Source organism: Microbacterium sp. NPDC055357, assembly GCF_053644835.1.
Window position 1 is genome coordinate 51,963 of the sequence record NZ_JBSHLZ010000007.1, and the last position, 17,575, is coordinate 69,537.

General features: G+C 70.6%; 15 protein-coding genes. 5 read left to right on the top strand and 10 right to left on the bottom strand.

Going from position 1 to position 17,575, the window contains the following annotated elements:
• Positions 1-7: 7 nt before the first annotated feature.
• From ACWICD_RS10700 to ACWICD_RS10710, 3 genes are read right to left on the bottom strand one after another with little or no spacing between them, the layout of a single operon-like run.
• Positions 8-805, bottom strand: coding sequence for an LLM class F420-dependent oxidoreductase (locus tag ACWICD_RS10700; RefSeq protein ID WP_376124998.1), 798 nt, complete (start codon positions 803-805; stop codon positions 8-10).
• Between the two features lie 36 nt (positions 806-841).
• Positions 842-1,804 (bottom strand): permease prefix domain 1-containing protein, encoded by a 963-nt coding sequence (locus tag ACWICD_RS10705; RefSeq protein WP_454140129.1) that lies wholly within the window; start codon positions 1,802-1,804, stop codon positions 842-844.
• The gene (locus ACWICD_RS10710) at positions 1,801-2,139 is read right to left on the bottom strand and encodes a PadR family transcriptional regulator (RefSeq protein WP_376124994.1); all 339 of its coding nucleotides are present in this window, start codon (positions 2,137-2,139) and stop codon (positions 1,801-1,803) included. The genes ACWICD_RS10705 and ACWICD_RS10710 overlap by 4 nt, the downstream gene beginning before the upstream one ends.
• Before the next feature lie 193 nt (positions 2,140-2,332).
• Here ACWICD_RS10710 and ACWICD_RS10715 point away from each other — a divergent pair, with 193 nt between their 5' ends.
• Positions 2,333-3,316, top strand: a complete 984-nt coding sequence (locus ACWICD_RS10715; RefSeq protein WP_454140130.1) for an o-succinylbenzoate synthase — start codon at positions 2,333-2,335, stop codon at positions 3,314-3,316.
• A gap of 54 nt (positions 3,317-3,370) precedes the next feature.
• Here the strand turns inward: ACWICD_RS10715 and ACWICD_RS10720 are convergent, their stop codons facing one another.
• On the bottom strand, positions 3,371-3,991 hold the full coding sequence (locus ACWICD_RS10720) for a TetR/AcrR family transcriptional regulator (RefSeq protein ID WP_376124990.1): 621 nt from the start codon (positions 3,989-3,991) through the stop codon (positions 3,371-3,373).
• Between the two features lie 129 nt (positions 3,992-4,120).
• Between ACWICD_RS10720 and ACWICD_RS10725 the strand changes: the two genes are divergently transcribed.
• Positions 4,121-6,898 (top strand): MMPL family transporter, encoded by a 2,778-nt coding sequence (locus tag ACWICD_RS10725; RefSeq protein WP_376124988.1) that lies wholly within the window; start codon positions 4,121-4,123, stop codon positions 6,896-6,898.
• Complete coding sequence (locus ACWICD_RS10730; RefSeq protein ID WP_454140131.1) at positions 6,895-8,895, top strand: YhgE/Pip family protein; 2,001 nt, start codon at positions 6,895-6,897, stop codon at positions 8,893-8,895. The genes ACWICD_RS10725 and ACWICD_RS10730 overlap by 4 nt, the downstream gene beginning before the upstream one ends.
• Positions 8,896-9,262: 367 nt before the next feature.
• Here the strand turns inward: ACWICD_RS10730 and ccsB are convergent, their stop codons facing one another.
• The 6 genes from ccsB to ACWICD_RS10760 all read right to left on the bottom strand — a co-directional run bounded on the left by ccsB (position 9,263) and on the right by ACWICD_RS10760 (position 15,181).
• Positions 9,263-10,270: a c-type cytochrome biogenesis protein CcsB gene (ccsB, locus tag ACWICD_RS10735; protein WP_454140132.1), complete on the bottom strand. Its 1,008-nt coding sequence runs from the start codon at positions 10,268-10,270 to the stop codon at positions 9,263-9,265.
• A 5-nt stretch (positions 10,271-10,275) separates the two neighbouring features.
• The gene (gene resB / locus ACWICD_RS10740) at positions 10,276-11,979 is read right to left on the bottom strand and encodes a cytochrome c biogenesis protein ResB (protein WP_454140133.1); all 1,704 of its coding nucleotides are present in this window, start codon (positions 11,977-11,979) and stop codon (positions 10,276-10,278) included.
• Between the two features lies 1 nt (position 11,980).
• Positions 11,981-12,784: a cytochrome c biogenesis CcdA family protein gene (locus tag ACWICD_RS10745; RefSeq protein WP_454140134.1), complete on the bottom strand. Its 804-nt coding sequence runs from the start codon at positions 12,782-12,784 to the stop codon at positions 11,981-11,983.
• Positions 12,781-13,404, bottom strand: coding sequence for a TlpA family protein disulfide reductase (locus tag ACWICD_RS10750; RefSeq protein ID WP_376124975.1), 624 nt, complete (start codon positions 13,402-13,404; stop codon positions 12,781-12,783). Before ACWICD_RS10750 ends, ACWICD_RS10745 begins: the two co-directional genes overlap by 4 nt.
• Positions 13,404-14,033 carry a histidine phosphatase family protein gene (locus ACWICD_RS10755; protein WP_454140135.1) on the bottom strand — a complete coding sequence of 210 codons (630 nt, stop codon included), beginning with the start codon at positions 14,031-14,033 and terminating at the stop codon, positions 13,404-13,406. Before ACWICD_RS10755 ends, ACWICD_RS10750 begins: the two co-directional genes overlap by 1 nt.
• Before the next feature lie 62 nt (positions 14,034-14,095).
• Positions 14,096-15,181, bottom strand: a complete 1,086-nt coding sequence (locus ACWICD_RS10760) for a DUF368 domain-containing protein (protein WP_454140136.1) — start codon at positions 15,179-15,181, stop codon at positions 14,096-14,098.
• Positions 15,182-15,215: 34 nt separating this feature from the next.
• On the opposite strand from ACWICD_RS10760, the gene aspS reads away from it, so the two are divergent.
• Both aspS and ACWICD_RS10770 read left to right on the top strand, forming a co-directional pair.
• Positions 15,216-16,556: an aspartate--tRNA(Asn) ligase gene (gene aspS, locus ACWICD_RS10765; RefSeq protein WP_454140137.1), complete on the top strand. Its 1,341-nt coding sequence runs from the start codon at positions 15,216-15,218 to the stop codon at positions 16,554-16,556.
• 90 nt (positions 16,557-16,646) lie between these two features.
• On the top strand, positions 16,647-17,450 hold the full coding sequence (locus ACWICD_RS10770; RefSeq protein ID WP_454140138.1) for a tyrosine-protein phosphatase: 804 nt from the start codon (positions 16,647-16,649) through the stop codon (positions 17,448-17,450).
• Positions 17,451-17,575: the final 125 nt, after the last annotated feature.

Here is a 17,575-nt window from a genome sequence, read left to right on the forward strand (position 1 = left end):
CCGCGACTCACGCGCCGTTCTTGGCGTCACGCCAGCGCAGCCACGACCGGACGAGGCCGAAGTCGTAGTCGGGCCCGGCGAATCCGAGCGTGAACATGCGCGTGCCGGCGTCGTAGAGGGCGTCGGCGACGTCCTCATCGCGGCGCTCCAATTCGTTGGAGACGACGAGGTTCGACGTGTCCCGGCCCTCCTCCTCGGCCCACCGATCGATGACGGAGAGCTTGTGCGGCATCTCTTCGGGCGCGACGAAGCTGTGCCAGATGTCGGCGTGCCGGGCGACGAGGCGCAGGGTCTTCTGCTCGCCCTTCCCGCCGATCATGATCGGGATGCGCCGCGTCGGCGCCGGGTTGAGCTTCGCCCAGCGCGCCTCGATGCGGGCGAGCCCGTCGGCGAGGTCGTTCAGGCGCGTGCCGGGGGTGCCGAACTCGTAGCCGTACTCGTCGTAATCGCGCTGGAACCATCCCGCGCCCGTCCCGAAGATGAACCGGCCCTCGCCGCCCTTGGCCGAGATGTGGTCGATCGTGCGGGCCATGTCCGCCTGCAGATCGGGGTTGCGGTAGCTGTTGCAGTTGACCAGCGACCCGAACTCGACGCGCTCGGTCTGCTCGGCCCACGCGCCGAGCATCGTCCACGATTCGAAGTGCAGGCCGTCGGGCTCCCCGCGCAGGGGGAAGAAGTGATCCCAGTTGAACAGGACGTCCACGCCCATGTCCTCGAGGCGGCGGACCGCGTCGCGCAGGTCGGGGTAGGTGACGTGCTGGGGCTGCAACTGCACGCCCAGCCGGACCGGAGTGTCGAAGAGCATGTGCCTCAGCCTACGTCCGCCGCCTCACGGGCGAGGTCAGCGCGAGCGACGGGCCTTGAGGAAGGCGTCGATCGCATCCCACACCGCGATGCCGACGATTCCGAAGCCGAAGATCACCGCGATGATCGTCGTGACGGTCTCGCCGTCATCGGGCACGAAGGTCGGGAAGAACTCGGGGTTGAGCAGGCGATCGGTGAGCAGCAGCCACACCGCCGGCACGACGATCGCGAGGTTGAGCACGACGTTGATCGTCGCCAGTCGCGTGTCCCATCGGCCCCGCGCGTAGACCGCGATCGCGAGCAGGGCCTCGAGGGCGATCAGCAGCAGAAGCACGGCGATCCCCACCGGCCAGAGGTCGGGCGCGAGGAACGACACCCAGCCCCCGCCGTCCGCGAAGTAGACGACGCCGACGAAGTGGTCCCACAGCACCGCGCCGGCCATGACCGCGAGCAGCACGAGCGAGGCGACGAGATCGCTGAGCGTCGCGCCGCGTTCGCGGGGCTCGGGCAGCCGATCGAGGGTCCACTCGCCGACGAACCCGACATCGGCGCCGCGGGCGGCGCGCTCGACGATGAAGAAGACGAGCGTCGTCCAGAACGCGATGTGCACGATGCTGCCCATGAGCACGGCCCACGCCGTGCCGAAGATCTCGCCGACCGGCTCTTGCGCGAGCGACATGCCGAGCGTCGTGCCGACGACGGCGCACGCGGGCACGATCGCCCACAGGAACTTGAGCAGGCGCCACCACGTGAGGTAGTACCGCGGCCCGATGAGGAACAGCGGCCGGTCGGTGTAATCGGCGGCGAGCTTGTCGGGATCGCCGAGCTCGGTGAGCACGGCGTGCTCCGCAGCGTCGCGCGCCAGGCCTTCGTCGAGGCGGGCGTCGATCTGATCGTCGATGGAGGCGCGGAGCTCGGCGGCCAAGTCAGCGCGCTGCTTCTCGGGCACCGTGCGCATCGCGGCGTCGATGTAGCGGTCGGTCAGGGTCATGGCGTTCATGAGTCCTCCTGAGGGAGCCCCTCGATCGCGGCGGCGATCGAGCGGAAGTCGTCGGTGAGAGTGGCGAGCAGACGCGCGCCGGCGTCGCTCGTGCGGTAGAACTTGCGGGGCCGAGCCTCGTCGGTGTTCCACTCGCTCGTCAGATGCCCCTGCTTCTCCAGCCGGCGCAGGAGCGGGTACAGCGTGTTCGCATCCGTGTCGAAGCCCCGGGATCGCAGCTCTTCGAGCAGGCCGTAGCCGTAGCCGGGCTGTTCGAGCAGGCGCAGACAGGCCAGCACGACCGTGCCGCGCCGCAGCTCCTGCCGGTGCGTCTCGAGGGCTTCCGTTTCGCTCACGCCTGACACGATACCGTGTGACGCACACTATTGGCAAGAGCACATCATTGTTCACGGTGTCGACGTCGAGAACTCCGGATGAATCCGCACATCGGCCCGAAGACTCCGGAGGAACCGGCACATCGAGGGTCCAAACCGGGCGTCCTCGAAGAAAGTCCGGAGTTGTCGACGCTCCTCGCGGCAGGATGGGGGCATGACCCCGCCTCCCCTCGCCGACATCCTTGCGAACGCGCACGTCGTATCCCTGCCGCTCGCGACACGCTTCCGCGGGATCGACGTGCGCGAGGCCGTCGTTCTCGAGGGACCCGAGGGGTGGACGGAGTTCTCGCCCTTCGCCGAGTACGACGACGCCGAGGCCGCGACGTGGCTCGCCGCGTCGATCGACTACGGGTGGCAGCGGCAACCGGCGCCGCGGCGCGACGTCGTGCCGGTCAACGCCACGGTGCCCGCCGTTCCCGCCGCGTCGGTCGCCGGCGTCCTCGCCCGCTTCGACGGCTGCCGCACCGCCAAGGTCAAGGTCGGCGGCGAGAGCACACTGGCCGACGACATCGCGCGCGTCGCGGCCGTACGCCAGGCGCTGGGGCCCGAGGGCCGCATCCGCGTCGACGCGAACGGCGCGTGGAACATCGACGAAGCCGAGCGCGCGATCCACGCCTTCGCCGAATACGACCTCGAGTACGCCGAGCAGCCGTGCGCGACGGTGGACGAGCTCGCGGAACTGCGCCGGCGCGTGGCCTACATGGGCATCCCGATCGCGGCCGACGAGAGCGTCCGCAAGGCCGACGACCCCCTCGCCGTCGCCCGCGCGGGCGCGGCGGACCTGCTCGTCGTCAAGGCGCAGCCGCTCGGCGGCGTGCGCCGGGCGCTCGACATCGTCGAGGCCGCGGGGCTGCCGGCCGTCGTCTCGAGCGCGCTCGACACCTCGATCGGGCTCGCGATGGGCGTCGCCCTCGCCGCCGCCCTGCCCGAGCTCGACTACGACTGCGGGCTCGGCACGGCGTCGCTCCTCACGGCGGACGTGGTCGCCGCCCCGCTCACCCCGCGCGGCGGGTCACTGCCGGTAGGGCGCGTGAGCGCCGACCCCGCCCTGCTCGCCGAGCACGAGGCATCCGCCGAGCGTCGGGCGTGGTGGCTCGATCGCGTGGAGCGCTGCCACGCCCTGCTCGAGGCGCGCTGACCCGGCGCACCCCGGCCGCACCGCCACGCGCGCAGGGCGCCGACGGCTCCCGCGTCAGGCGGGTTCGACGAGCGCTGTCGCGAGGTTCGCGGTGCGCTCGTTGACGAGTGCGCACATCGCCGTGAAGTCGAGGCCGGCCATGACGGCGTAGGCCGCCGTGTCCTCCCACTGCTGCAGGATCAGCTGGGCGAAATCGCGCTCGGGCAGCCGCAGCGTCAGTCCGTACCGGGCGCTGAGTTCGGCGATGACGCCGGCGACGCGCTCGACCAGGCCCGCCTGCCACGCGAGGTACGCCGTCGCGAGGGCCGCGTCGCGCATGGCGCGCGTGCGGATCTCGCTCGTGAGCAGAATGCCCATCTTCTCGTCGATCGCGACGTCGAGCACGCGCTGCACGATGTCCGCCGGAGTGAACTGCTCGCCCGTCTCGCTCAACTCGGCGATGCGGGCCGTGACGAGGTCGATCTTCTGCTCGGCGACGCGCTCGGTGAGCGCGAGCATGAGCTCGTCCTTGGTCTCGAAGTTCGAATAGAAGGCTCCGCGGCTGAAGCCGGCGCGCTCGCAGATGACTTCGACGGATGCCGCATCCACGCCGACTTCGGCGAACACCTGTGCGGCGGCGTCGAGGAGCTTCTGCCGGGTCGCCTCGCGGCGACGCGTGACGGTCACATCGCTCATGCGCATCCTCCTCGGGTCATCTTCACACGGGCCGCCCAGCTTGAGAGCCTCGGCACACCTTACGATACATTCGTGTATCCGATACAGCACTGTATCCACCCCGCCTGAACCCACGAAGCCGGAGACGCTGTGTCGACTCTTCTGTACTCGCTCGGCCGCTGGTCGTACCGCCACCCCTGGCGCGTCCTCGTCGCCTGGATCCTGCTGCTCGGCATCGCCGGCGGTGGCGCGCTCGCGTTCAGCAAGGGCACCGACAACGCCTTCACGATCCCGGGCACCGAGTCCCAAGCCGGCCTCGAGCAGCTCGAACGCACCTTCCCGCAGGTGAGCGGCACGAGCGCGCAGCTCGTCGTGGTGGCCGCCGACGGCGATCGGGTCGTCGACGGCGCATACGCCGACGCGATCACGGCCGCCGTGACCGAATTCGGCGCGATCGACGAGATCCTCGGCGTCACCGATCCGTTCGACGAGATGATCTCGGGCCTCGTGAACGACGACGAGAGCGCCGCCATCATCCGCCTGCAGTTCGACGGCCAGGCCACCGATGTCTCACCCGAGACCACGGCACAGCTCACCGACGTCGCCGACGCGCTCGCGGAGGGCCTGCCCGCCGGCTCCGAGGTGGCTCTGGGCGGAGACCTCTTCTCGGTGTCGGTGCCCGGCCTCACCGTCACCGAGCTCGTCGGCGTGCTGATCGCGCTGCTCGTGCTGATGGTGACCTTCCGCTCCTTCCTCGTCGCGGGCCTCCCCCTCGCCACGGCGCTCGTGGGCGTGGGCCTGTCGATGGCCCTCATCCTGCTCGCCACGGCCGTCGCCTCGGTCTCGTCGACGACGCCGCTCCTGGCCCTCATGCTGGGACTCGCGGTCGGCATCGACTACGCCCTGTTCATCGCCGCGCGACATCAGGACCAGGTGCGCGGCGGCATGGATCCCGAGGAGTCCGTCGCCCGCGCGACCGGCACGGCGGGATCGGCCGTCGTCTTCGCCGGTGTCACGGTGCTCATCGCGCTCGTGGGCTTGAGCTTCGCGAACATCCCGTTCCTCACGACGATGGGCATCGCCGCATCCGTCGCCGTCGCCATCTCGGTCGCCGTCGCGGTCACGCTCACGCCCGCCCTGCTCGGCTTCGTCAAGGGTCGCGTGAAGGGACGGATGCCGCGCCGCGCACCCGCCCGATCGTCGCGGCCTCGCCGCGGATTCGCGACCCGCTGGGTCACGGGGGTGACGCGGCATCCCGTGATCACGACCGTGGCCGTCGTCGTCGGGCTCGGCGTGCTCGCGATCCCCGCGGGAAGCCTCGCGCTCGCGCTGCCGAACGCCGGCGTGCAGCCGGCCGCCTCGCAGGCGCGGCAGAGCTACGACCTGACGGCCGAGCAGTTCGGGCCGGGCTTCAACGGCCCGCTCATCCTGACCGGCACGATCGTCACGTCGACCGATCCCCTCGGGCTCATGGAGGATCTCGCCGCCGAGATCGAGCGGGTGCCCGGCGTCGCCGAGATCGCCCTGGCGACCCCGAACGAGACGGCCGACACCGGCATCATCCAGGTCGTGCCCGAGACGGCGCCCGATGCACCCGAGACCGCACAGCTCGTGCGCGACATTCGCGCCGAGGCCGATCGCCTCTACGACGAATACGGCATCGATCTGACCGTGACGGGCTTCACCGCCGTCGCGATCGACATCTCGGACCGTCTCGGTGCGGCCCTCCTGCCGTTCGGGATCTTCGTCGTCGGACTTTCGTTCATCCTGCTCATGATCGTCTTCCGCTCGATCGCCGTGCCGCTCACCGCGACCCTGGGGTACCTGCTGTCCGTGCTCGCCGCGTTCGGCGTCGTCGCGGCCGTCTTCGAATGGGGCTGGTTCGCCGACCTGCTGCACGTCGCCCGGGTCGGCCCGGTCATCAGCTTCATGCCGATCGTCCTGATGGGCGTGCTGTTCGGCCTCGCGATGGACTATCAGGTGTTCCTCGTCTCGCGCATGCGCGAGGACTACGTGCACGCCTCGCGCGCCCGCAAGGGTCGCGCCGACCGGCTCACCGCGGTCGGTGCGGTGCGGTCGGGGTTCACCGCCTCGGCACGCGTCGTCACCGCGGCGGCGCTCATCATGTTCGCCGTCTTCGCGGCATTCGTGCCCGAAGGGGACTCGTCGATCAAACCGATCGCGCTCGGTCTCGCCGTCGGCATCGCGGTCGACGCGTTCCTCGTGCGCATGACCCTGATCCCGGCGCTCATGGCGCTGCTCGGCGACAAGGCCTGGTGGATGCCGCGCTGGCTCGACCGGCTGCTGCCCCACTTCGACATCGAGGGCGAAGCGGTCGAGCGCGAGCTCGCCCTCGCGGACTGGCCCGAGCCCGCCACGACGGCTGCCGTCGTCGGCGAGCGCGTCACGGTGCGCGCCGAGACCGGCCGCACGGCGGGCGAGGTCGTTCTGTACGACGACGCATCGTTCCGCGTCGAGCCCGGCGGGACCCTGCTGGCCACGGGCGACCCGCGCGCGGCGCGAGCCTTCGCGCTCACGGTGGCGGGCCGTCTCACCCCGAGCGACGGGCGCCTGCGCGTCGCCGGCCATCTGCTGCCCGGCCGCGGCGCGTGGGTGCGCGCGCACGTCGGCGTCGCACTGCTCGCCGACGCGGACGACCCCGTGCGCGAGGTCCGCCGCGCGCTGCGCGGACGCACGCAGCTGGTCGTCATCGACGGGCTCGACGCCCTCGACGCCGCCGCGCGCGACCAGGTCGCGGCATTGCTGCGGGATGCCGCCGGCTCCGCCCGCACGGCGCTCACCGTCGTGGCGACCGCACGATCCGAGGGTCCTGCCCTCGCCCTCCTCGCCGACGCCCATCGGCCCGACCTGACCACTCTCGCTCTGCGTGCCGGAGCGCGCACGGCGACCGCAGAGGTGACCTCATGACACTCCACGCCCCGATCGAACGCGCTCGCTCGCGCCGCCCCGTGACCTGGCTCACGCTGCTCGGCGTGCTCCTGCTGCCCGTCATCATCGGCGGCATCCTCGTCGCGGCGCTCTACAACCCCGTCGAGCGGCTCGACGGGCTGCAGGCCGCCGTCGTGAACGAGGACCAGGCCGTCACGATCGACGACCAGCTCGTGCCGCTCGGCCGGCAACTGACCGCGGGGCTCGTCGAGGGCTCCGACGACCAGCCCTCGAACCTCTCCTGGACGATCTCGAACGCCGACGATGCCCGCGAGGGACTCGCCGACGGCACGTACGCGGCCGTCATCACGATCCCGTCGAACTTCTCGGCCGCGGCGACCTCGACCCGCCCCGGTGAGACGCCCGAGCGAGCGACGATCGAAGTGCAGACGCCCCCGGACAGCCTCATCGTCGACGACGCCATCACGGCGCAGGTGGCCTCGGCTGCGGCATCCGTCATGGGAGAGCAGCTCTCGACGGTGTATCTCGAGAACGTCCTGCTCGGCTTCACGACCCTCGGCGACCAGCTCGGCGACGCAGCGTCGGGTGCGACGCAGCTCGCGGACGGCGCGACCCAGGCGTCTGACGGAGCGTCCCAGCTCGCCGACGGGATGCCGCAGCTCGCCGACGGGGCGACGGGACTCGCGTCGGGAGCGACGGCACTGCAGCAGGGGCTCGGGCAGCTCGGGACCGGCGCCCGGGACGCCGCGACCGGCGCGAGCCGGCTGGCGGCCGGTGTCGATGCCGGTGCGGCTGAGCTCGAGGCCACGGGCATCGTGCCGGCCGAACTCACGAGCGTCGCGAACGGCGCGGCCACGGCGACGGGAATGGCCGCGACGAGCGCGGGCGAGGCGGCGGCGAGCCTGCAGACCCTCGCGGCTTCGTGCACGCAGTCCGCGGAGTTCTGCGCGCAGCTCGCCGATGCCGCGCTGTCCGCGGGCACGGCATCCGTGATCCTCACCGGCGACGGCACGCAGGCGAACCCCGGCGCTGTCGCGCTCACGCAGTACACGTCCGGCGGTCTCGCGCAGCTCGCCCAGCAGGCGCCCGCCCAGCTCGCCGGTCAGCTGCGCACGATCTCGACGAACGTCGCTTCGCTCGGCGGAGGCGTCGCCCAGCTCGCCGGCGGCATCGACCAGTCGGCGGCAGGCGCGGGGCAGCTCGCCTCGGGCGCCTCGCAGCTCGCGGGCGGCATCGACGAGGCGGGAACCGGCGCGATCTCGCTCGCCGACGGCGTGCAGCAGCTCGCCGACGGCACCGACGAGCTCGCGACCGGGCTCGGGACCACGGTCGACGAGGTTCCGACCTACACCGAGGCCGAGGCGGCGAGCCTCGCCGAGGTCGTCGCGAACCCCGTCCGAGCCGACGGGGTGGGCACATCGATCTTCGGCGCGTCGGCGATCCCGCTGCTCGCGATGCTCGCGCTGTGGTTCGGCGGACTGGGCACCTTCATCGCCCTCCAGGCCGTCTCGCGCCGGGCGCTCTCGGCTCGCGAGTCGTCGGCGACGCTCGCGCTGCGGGCGTTCCTTCCGGCGGCCGCGCTCGGCGCCGCGCAGGGCATCCTCGTCGCGGGCGTCGTGCAGCTCGCCGCCTCGTACGACTGGGGTCAGTGGTGGGCGTTCGCGGGCGTCGCCGTCGTCGCGGGCATCGCCTTCGCCGCCGTCAACCAGGCGCTCGTGGCCGTGTTCGGCGGAGCCGGACGCTGGATCTCGGCTCTCGTCGGCGTGCTCGCCGTCGCGACCGGGGTCGTCTCGACCGTGCCCGGTGCCCTGTCGGGCATCGCCGCACTGCTGCCGACCGCCCCCGCATACAACGGCATGGTCGCCGCGCTCACCTCGGCCGAAGGGCTCGGCGCAGGCTGGGCCGGGCTCCTGGTCTGGGCCGTGCTGGCCTTCGGTGCGACGGTCCTCGCCGTCGCCCGCCGCCGCACGACGAGCGCTCGCGCGCTCCTGAAGGCCGCACCCGCGATCGCCTGACCGCCGCGACGGCGCGCGTGCCCGCGGCATCCCCCGATCAGTTCGTTTGCCCCAGGCATTCCACGATCAGTCCGCTCGCCCCAGACATTCCACGATCAGTTCGTTTGCCCCAGGCATTCCACGATCAGTCCGCTCGCCCCAGACATTCCACGATCAGTTCGTTTGCCCCACATCGCTCCCGCGTGCCCGATGCACCGACTGTTCGAGGCAAATGAACAGGACTCCCGCTCGTTCACTTGCCTCACATGGATGCTGCAGCCCAGTGACGTCGACAGTCTGAGGCAAACGAACGACCCGCTCGACGAACGACCCGCTCGACGAACGACCGGGGAACAGCCGGGGAACAGCCGGGGAACAGCCGAGGGGGTCAGCTCAGGCCGGAGTAGGCGTGCAGCCCCTTGAAGAACATGTTCACGATCGTGAAGTTGAACACGACGGCCGTGAAGCCGATGATCGACAGCCACGCCGACCGCGTACCGCGCCAGCCGCGCGTCGCACGCGCGTGGATGTAGCCCGCGTAAAGCACCCAGATGACGAAGGTCCACACTTCCTTCGTGTCGAAGCCCCAGTAGCGGCCCCACGCGTCGTTGGCCCAGATCGAGCCGGCGATGAGGGTGAACGTCCAGAAGATGAAGCCGAGGATCGCGAAGCGGTAGGCGAGCGTCTCGAGCGTGTCGGCATTCGGCAGCGTGCGCAGGAACCCCGGTCCGGTCTTTCCGAGATCGTCGGATGCCGCCGCAGCGGCCGTGAGCCGTTCGCGCCGCGCCTGCATCAGCTGCGTGATCGACAGGCCGAAGGCGAGGCCGAACAGGGCCGTCGCCAGCGACGCGACGAAGACGTGGATGACGAGCCAGACCGACTTGAGCGGGTCCATCAGCGGCACGACCTCGACATAGAACCCGAGGGTCGCACCTCCGAGCAGCACGACGACGAGGCCCGTGATGAAGGTGCCGAGGAAGCGCAGGTCGTACCGGAACAGCGCGACAAGGTACACCCCGATGATGAGGCACGTGCCGGTCAGCGCGAACTCGTACATGTTCGACCACGGCACCCGTTCGGCCGCGATGCCGCGCGTCACGGCGCCCGCCGTCTGGAAGAGGAAGCCCAGCACCGTGAGCGACGTGCCGATGCGCGCCCACAGCATGCGGGGTCGCTGCGACACGGGCGCCTCGATGGTCGCCGTCGCCGACGCGCGCCCGGACCCGGCGTACCCCGCTCCCACCAGTTCGCGTGCGGCATCGTGCGATGCCACGGTCGAGGCCGAGCGGCGTGCCAGGTCGACGGCGTAGGCGATGAACGCGAGAGCGTAGATCGCGATGGCCGTCCAGACCAGGAGCACCGAGACCGAATCGAGGCTGAGCATGGCGTCGGACATGACTCTCAGTCTACGTGCGCCGCGGATGCCGCATCCCGGCCGGGGCCTCGCTGTGCGAGCGCGGCGGAGTGGCGTTCGGCGACCTCGTCGACCGCCGTCGTGAGGGTCGGATCCTCGCCGCGCGCGAGACCGGCGTACTCGATGCGCAGCGTCTGACCGTCGGGACGGACCTTGACCCAGACGCGACGGCGCGGCACGAACAGCGCCGTGAGCAGACCCAGCGTCGCCAGGACGGCAAACACGAGCACCCACGTCGCCGACGCGTCGCGATGGATCGACAGCGACACGTAGCGTTGCACCGACCCGTCATAGCCTTCGGCGCCCTCGGGCGCGGCGTTCTCGAACGTGAGCGTGCCGAGGCCGTCCGGAAGATCGACGGTCTCCCCCGGCGCGATCTCGATCGAGTCGCCGTTCGTGCGCCCCGCGAGCTCCTCCATCTCGGACGTGTCCAGCGTGTACACCGACCGCGGGACACCGTCGTTGATGCCGAGGTCTCCCTGGTAGACCTCGAGGGTCACGACGGGGTTGATCAGCGCGGGGTAGCTCGACGTGAAGGCGCCCGAGAGCAGCTCCACCTGCGTCGGGTAGAAGAACCCGACGAGGCCGATCTGCTCGGGCAGCCCGTCGGGCACCTTGATGACGCCGAGCGAGGTCATGGCGGCGTCCTGCGGCAGGAACGGCACCGCCTCGGAGAAGACGACCTCGCCGTCGGCGTCGCGGATCGTCAGGGCCGGGGCGTAGCCGTTGCCCATCAGGTAGATGCGGTCGCCGGCCATGTCGAGCGGGTGGTTGACCCGCACTTCGACGGGGTGCGGGTCGCCGTCGACCTGCTGCGCCGTCAGGTTCGCGACGAAGTCGCCGGCCTGACCGCCGCCCTGCTCGCCCGAGGGGATGTAGGTCACATCGAACCGGTCGAGCGTGAGCGCGTAGGGGGTCAGGCCGTCGGCGTCGACGAAGCGTCCCGGGTTGAACGAGGTGTAGTCCAGCAGGGTGTTGACGAAGGTGCGGCCCTCGATGATGACGGTCTGTCCCGTGTACGTGAAGCCTCCCCCGATCCCGACGGCCAGCAGCACGCCGACGAGAGACGAGTGGAAGACGAGGTTGCCCGTCTCGCGCAGGTAGCCTCGTTCGGCCGAGACCGACGGCACACCGCGCGTGTCGTACCGCTGCACGCGGTAGCCGCTCTTGCGCAGCTGCTCTTCGGCGAGGTCGACGGCGACGGATGCCGCACCCGCGGCGTCCGCACCGGCAGCCAGGTCGACCGTGCTCACGCGGTGCGCGGCGAGGCGCTCGAGCCGCGCGGGCGTGCGCGGCGGGCGCGAGCGCATCGCCTTCCAGTGGTGCTTCGTGCGCGGGATGACGCACCCGATGAGCGAGACGAACAGCAGGATGTAGATCGCCGAGAACCAGGGCGACGTGTACACGTCGAACATGCTCAGGTTGTCAAGGACCGGGGCGAGGTCGGGATTGTCGGTGTAGTACTGCGTGACGCCGTTGGGGTCGGCGCTGCGCTGCGGCACGAGCGAGCCCGGCACGGCGGCGATCGCGAGCAGCAGCAGCAGCACGAGGGCCGTGCGCATCGAGGTCAGCTGCCGCCAGATCCAGCGCATCCAGCCGACGACGCCGAGCGACGGCTGCTGGATGTCGGTCGACGCGGCATCCGCGTGATCGGCGGGGCGCAGCGTGCCCTCGACGGGCGAATCCGACACGTCAGAGGATCGTCGGGACACTCTGGAACACCCCCTGTAGCTGAGCCATCCACATCGACCACACGCCCGTCACCATGAGCAGCCCGACGAGGATCAGCAGGACACCGCCGACGATGTTGACGGTGCGGATGTGGCGGCGCAGGAACGACACCGAGCGCGTCGCCCAGCCGAACCCGAGCGTGAGCAGCACGAACGGGATGCCGAGACCGAGCGAGTACGCGAGCCCGAGGAGCGCTCCGCGTCCGGCCGACGCGGCGTCGAAGGACATGTTCAGGATGACGGCGAGCGTCGGCCCGATGCACGGCGCCCAGCCGATGCCGAGCGCGAGGCCGAGCAGCGGCGCCCCGACGAGCCCGATGTTCCCGCGCACCTGCGGGCGCGCGATGCGCTGCGCGAATCCGAACACGCCGATGAAGACGAGACCGAGGAGGATCACGACGACGCCCAGGATGCGCGTGATGACATCGGCGTACTGCAGGAAGAAGATCCCGACCGTGCCGGCGAAGAAGTTCAGCGCCATGAACACGACCGCGAACCCCGCGATGAACAGCAGCACGCCCGCGAGCAGTCGGCCGCGCGGGGGTGCGGCATCCGCTTCGGTCTCCGTTGCCGTCCGGAGTGCGCCGTCTTCGGCGCGAGGCGTCGGGCGGGGGCGGCGCGGCGCGGCGGCGCCGGCGATGAAGCCGAGGTAGCCCGGCACGAGCGGCAGGACGCACGGTGAGAGGAACGAGATGAGACCGGCGAGGATCGCGATCGGCACGGCGACGAGCAGCGAGCCGTCGGCGACGGCGGCGGCCGGGTTCACGCTTCTCCGATGGCGTCGCGCACGAGCGACCGCAGGATCGATTCCTCTTCGACGATGCCGATGACCCGTGCCGCGACGCGACCCTCGCGGTCGAGCACGAGGGTGACGGGCACTGCGCTCAGCGGAGTCTGCCCCGCGAAGGCGAGCTTGATCGAGCCGTCTTCGGTCGTCAGGACGCTCGGATAGCCGACGCCGTACGTGTCGGCGAACGCGCGCGAGGCCTCGGCGCCGTCGTACAGGTTGATGCCGAGGAAGTTCACCCCGTCGACCTGGAACTCCTCGTGCACGGCTTCGAGCACGGGCGCTTCGACCCGGCAGGGCGCGCACGCCGCGTACCAGAAGTTCACGACGAGCACGTCGCCGCGGTAGTCGTCCGATGTCGTCGTGCCGCCCGTGTCGAGCACACCCTCGAAATCGATGGGCTCCGTCCGCTCGTCGACGGGGATCTCGTCGACGCGGAAATCGCCCGAGATGTAGCCCTTGTTGCTGCCCTCGCGGTACTGCTCCGCGAGCGGGTCCTGCGTGCACGCGGCCAAGGACGCCGTGAGCGTCAGCGCCAGAAGAGCGGATGCCGCGGCTCGCAGCCGTCGGCCGCGTCGGCGTGCCGGCAGATCGCGCATCACACCGCCCCCACGTCGATCGCACCGGCCGTCGTCGCGGGCGCCGCGTACGACACTTCGGCCCAGGTGCCGTCCACCAGCTCGAACGACGTGACGCTCGACAGCGCACAGCGTCGTGACCGGGGGTCGTGGCGCAGGGGCAGTCCCGCGACAGCGAGGTGCGAGATCCAGATGGGCAGCTGGTGCGAGACGATGACGACATCACCGGTGGGCGCGGCGTTCCACGCGTCGGTCATGGCGGCGTCCATGCGGGCGACGACCTCGGCATACGCTTCGCCCCAGCTGGGCAGGGCGGGCTTGCGCAGGTGGCGCCAGTTCCACGGATTGGCCAGCGCCCGCGTCATGCGCTTGCCCTCGAAGACGTTCGTCGGCTCGATGACGCGGTCGTCGATGACGGGTTCGATGCCGAACAGCTCGGTGAACGGCTCGGCCGACTCGCGCGTGCGCTGCAGAGGCGAGCAGATGAGCGCCGTGACGGGGCGCTCGAGGTTTCTGACGTACTCGGCGGCCTGCCGCGCCATGCCTCGCCCGTCGGCGCTCAACCCGAATCCGGGAAGCCGACCGTAGAGCACTCGGCGAGGATTGCGGACCTCCCCGTGGCGCACGAGATGAAGGCGATCGGCGGGCACCCGACCAGTCTACGGGGGCGCCGTCTGTGGGGCCGCTGAGCGCGGGTCGTCGGCGCCCGCGCTCACTCGATGTCGAGGCTGGGCACGCGAGTCGGCGCCGACGTGCGGCGATGCAGCTGATGCTCGACGACCAAGAGGGCGACGACGGCTGCGGCGCCGACCACCGCGAGGAGGATCGGCAGACCGATGGGGTCGGTCGGCAGCAGCAGCGCACCCACGCCATGGGAGTCGCCCGCCGTCGCCTGCCACGGCCACAGCGCGCGCAGGGATCCCAGCATCAGTCCCGCCATCGCCAGCAGCGCCAGGCGACGATGACGGTCGAGCAGCCACTTGACGACGCGCACGATGCTGACCAGACCCACGATCGCACCCAGCATGAAGATGCCGATGTAGACGAGGTCGCGCTCGGCGACGGCACGCAGCGTCGGCGTGTAGAGACCGACCGCGAGCAGGAAGAACGACCCGGACAGGCCGGGCACGACGAGCGCGCAGACCGCGATCGCGGCCGCGATCGCGACGGCCCACAGCGGCGGGTCGACCGCAGCCTCCGCACCGGCGAGCCCGACGAGGACGAAGGCGAGCACAGCGGCGACGACGAAGAGAACGATGCCTCCGACGTGGGCCGCAGCACCGCGGGCCTCCTTCGGGATGAGTCGCAGCGGCACGATGATGCTGACGGCGACGAGGCCGAAGAACAGCCCGCGCGAGGCTTCGACGTTGCCGCTCACGAGAGCTTCCACCGGGCCGGCGAGTGTCAGGACGATCGCGATCATCCCCGCCAGGACGGGCACGACGAGCCACCAGTCCACCCGGCGGATCTCGGCGATGAAGCCGCGGCCGCGGTCAGGACCGGCGATCAGACGCTTGAAGGCCGACACGACGTGCGATGCCCCGTCGATGAGACGCTCGAACACCCCCGTGATGAGGGCCACGGTGCCGCCGGAGATCCCGGGAACGAGCTCGGCGAGACCGATGAGCGCGCCGCGGATGACGTTGAGGATGACGTGGCCCGGCCGGAACCGCCGATCCGGGCGGGGAGTGTCGACGGGCAGGGGCGGGACGTCCGTGGGACGATCATCCGACTGCGAGAGGTCGCGGGAGCGCGAAGACTCGGTGCTGGCGTCTTCTTCTGGCGAGTGCGGCGGCATCCTTCGAACGTACCCGCACGTAGACTGAACCCTCGTGACCGAACGCACTCTCGTCTCCCAGCTCCACGCCCGCGAAGGCGGGCCCGTCTCGGTGTCCGGATGGGTCGAGACCGTCCGCGATCAGAAGAAGGTGCAATTCGTCATCCTGCGTGACGAGACCGGCGCCGTGCAGCTGGTCAATCCCGCGACCCGCCCGGCCGAGGACGGCACCGCGCAGGACGCGGCAGCGCTCGCGCTCACCGACACGATCTCGAACCTCGCGACGGGCAGCTTCCTGACAGTGCACGGCGAGCTCAAGCACGACGAACGCGTCAAGCTCGGCGGCGTCGAGATCAAGATCGGCTCCCTCGACATCTCGGCGGCGGCACTGCCCGAGACGCCCATCGCCGCCGACAGCGGCCTGGACAAGCGCATGGACTGGCGTTTTCTCGACCTGCGCCAGCGCCGCAACAACCTGATCTTCCGCGTGCAGACGACTCTCGAGCACGCTTTCCGCACCTACTGGATCGAGCGCGACTACATCGAGGTGCACTCGCCGAAGCTCATGGCGTCGGCGTCGGAGTCCAACGCCGAACTGTTCGCCCTCGAGTACTTCGACGACCAGACGGCGTACCTCGCGCAGTCGCCGCAGTTCTTCAAGCAGATGGCGCAGGTCGCCGGCTTCGGCAAGATCTTCGAGGTCGCGCCCGCCTTCCGCGCCGACCCGTCGTTCACGTCGCGCCACGCGACGGAGTTCACGTCGGTGGACGCCGAGATCAGCTGGATCGACTCGCACGAAGACGTCGCCCGCATGCAGGAGGAGCTCCTGCAGTTCGCCATCCAGGCGGTCAAGGACAAGCACGGCGAAGAGATCGAGCAGCTGTTCGGACTCGAGATCACCGTGCCGGCGATCCCGTTCCCGCGCATCCCGCTCGCCGAGGCGCGCGACATCGTCGCCTCGCGCGGCTATGAGATCCCCCGCACCGACGGCGACCTCGACCCCGAGGGCGAGCGCCAGATCGCGGCATACGTCCAGGAGACCTACGGACACCAGTTCGTCTTCATCACCGACTACCACCCCGAGATCCGCGCTTTCTACCACATGCGCGACGAAGAGACGGGGCTCACGAAGTCGTACGACCTGCTCTTCAACGGCGTCGAGATCACGACCGGCGCGCAGCGCGAGCACCGTGTCGACGTGCTCATCGAGCAGGCGAAGGAGAAGGGTCTCGACCCCGAGCACCTCGAGTTCTACTTCGACTTCTTCCGCTACGGCGCCCCGCCGCACGGCGGCTTCGGCATGGGCCTCGCGCGCGTGCTCATGCTGCTGCTCGGACAGGACTCGATCCGCGAAGTGACGTACCTCTTCCGGGGCCCGACACGCCTGGAACCCTGACGCCCGTTCCGCCGCGAGTCATCCCCGTTTCACCCCCGTTTCACCCTGGACGAGGGCGGAATCGAGGCGCGTGCTCAATAGGCTGAGCGCATGACGACGACGCTGGCAGGCACCTTCAACTTCCGAGACACGGGCGGGATGCCGCTCACCGGCGGCGGCACGTCGACCGGTGGCATCCTCTATCGATCCGACGCTCTCAGCGCCCTCACTCCCGAGGGGCTCGAGCAGCTCGCCGCGAGCGACATCGGCGTCATCGTCGATTTCCGCACGCCGACCGAGCAGCAGATGGCGCCCGACCGGCTGCCGACGAGCAGGTCGTTCCACGTCGTCGAGCTGCCCCTGCTCGAGGGCGCTGTGACGGGCCTCGCGCAGCAGGGCTTGCAGGCCGTCGCGCAGGGGGGCGACCCCGCCGCGAAGGCGCAGGCCATGCAGCAGATGCTCGCCGCGATCCCCGCCCTGGGCGACATGTACATCAGCATGCTGCAGCACGGCGCGCCCTCGTTCGCGGAGCTCGCGCGCCTCGTGGGCGCTGCGACGGTCGACCCGCCGACCGCCGTGCTCGTGCACTGCACGGCGGGCAAGGACCGCACGGGCGTCAGCACGGCGCTCGTGCTCGATGCCGTCGGCGTGGAGCGCTCCGCCGTCGTCGCCGACTACGCCGCGTCGCAGCAGAACCTGGCGGGACCGTGGGCGCAGCAGATGTATGCCATGGTCGAGAAGTTCGGGATCCCCCTGACCGACCAGATCCGCGACCTCATCGCGGCGACACCCCCCGCCGCGATCGAGCAGGCCTTCGCGTGGGTCGACGCGCAGGGCGGCTCGGCGGCGTACCTGCAGTCCGGCGGCCTGACCGACGCCGAGCTCGCTGCCCTGCGCACCCGCCTCACCGCCTGACCCGTTCCGCGAGACTGCAACGGCGCGGGGGGGGGGAGGGGGGGGCGCCGCGTGGGGCTGGGAAAAAGTGGGGGTGGTAGGAGAGGAGGGGGGAGGGGGTGGGGGGGGGGGGGGAGGGGGGGAGG

Coding starts and splice junctions, on each gene's coding strand:
- ACWICD_RS10705 (WP_454140129.1), bottom strand. CDS start 1,804: ATGAACGCCATGACCCTGACCGACCGCTACATCGACGCCGCGATGCGC.
- ACWICD_RS10715 (WP_454140130.1), top strand. CDS start 2,333: ATGACCCCGCCTCCCCTCGCCGACATCCTTGCGAACGCGCACGTCGTA.
- ACWICD_RS10760 (WP_454140136.1), bottom strand. CDS start 15,181: ATGCCGCCGCACTCGCCAGAAGAAGACGCCAGCACCGAGTCTTCGCGC.
- ccsB (WP_454140132.1), bottom strand. CDS start 10,270: ATGTCCGACGCCATGCTCAGCCTCGATTCGGTCTCGGTGCTCCTGGTC.
- ACWICD_RS10730 (WP_454140131.1), top strand. CDS start 6,895: ATGACACTCCACGCCCCGATCGAACGCGCTCGCTCGCGCCGCCCCGTG.
- ACWICD_RS10700 (WP_376124998.1), bottom strand. CDS start 805: ATGCTCTTCGACACTCCGGTCCGGCTGGGCGTGCAGTTGCAGCCCCAG.
- ACWICD_RS10750 (WP_376124975.1), bottom strand. CDS start 13,404: ATGCGCGATCTGCCGGCACGCCGACGCGGCCGACGGCTGCGAGCCGCG.
- ACWICD_RS10770 (WP_454140138.1), top strand. CDS start 16,647: ATGACGACGACGCTGGCAGGCACCTTCAACTTCCGAGACACGGGCGGG.
- ACWICD_RS10720 (WP_376124990.1), bottom strand. CDS start 3,991: ATGAGCGATGTGACCGTCACGCGTCGCCGCGAGGCGACCCGGCAGAAG.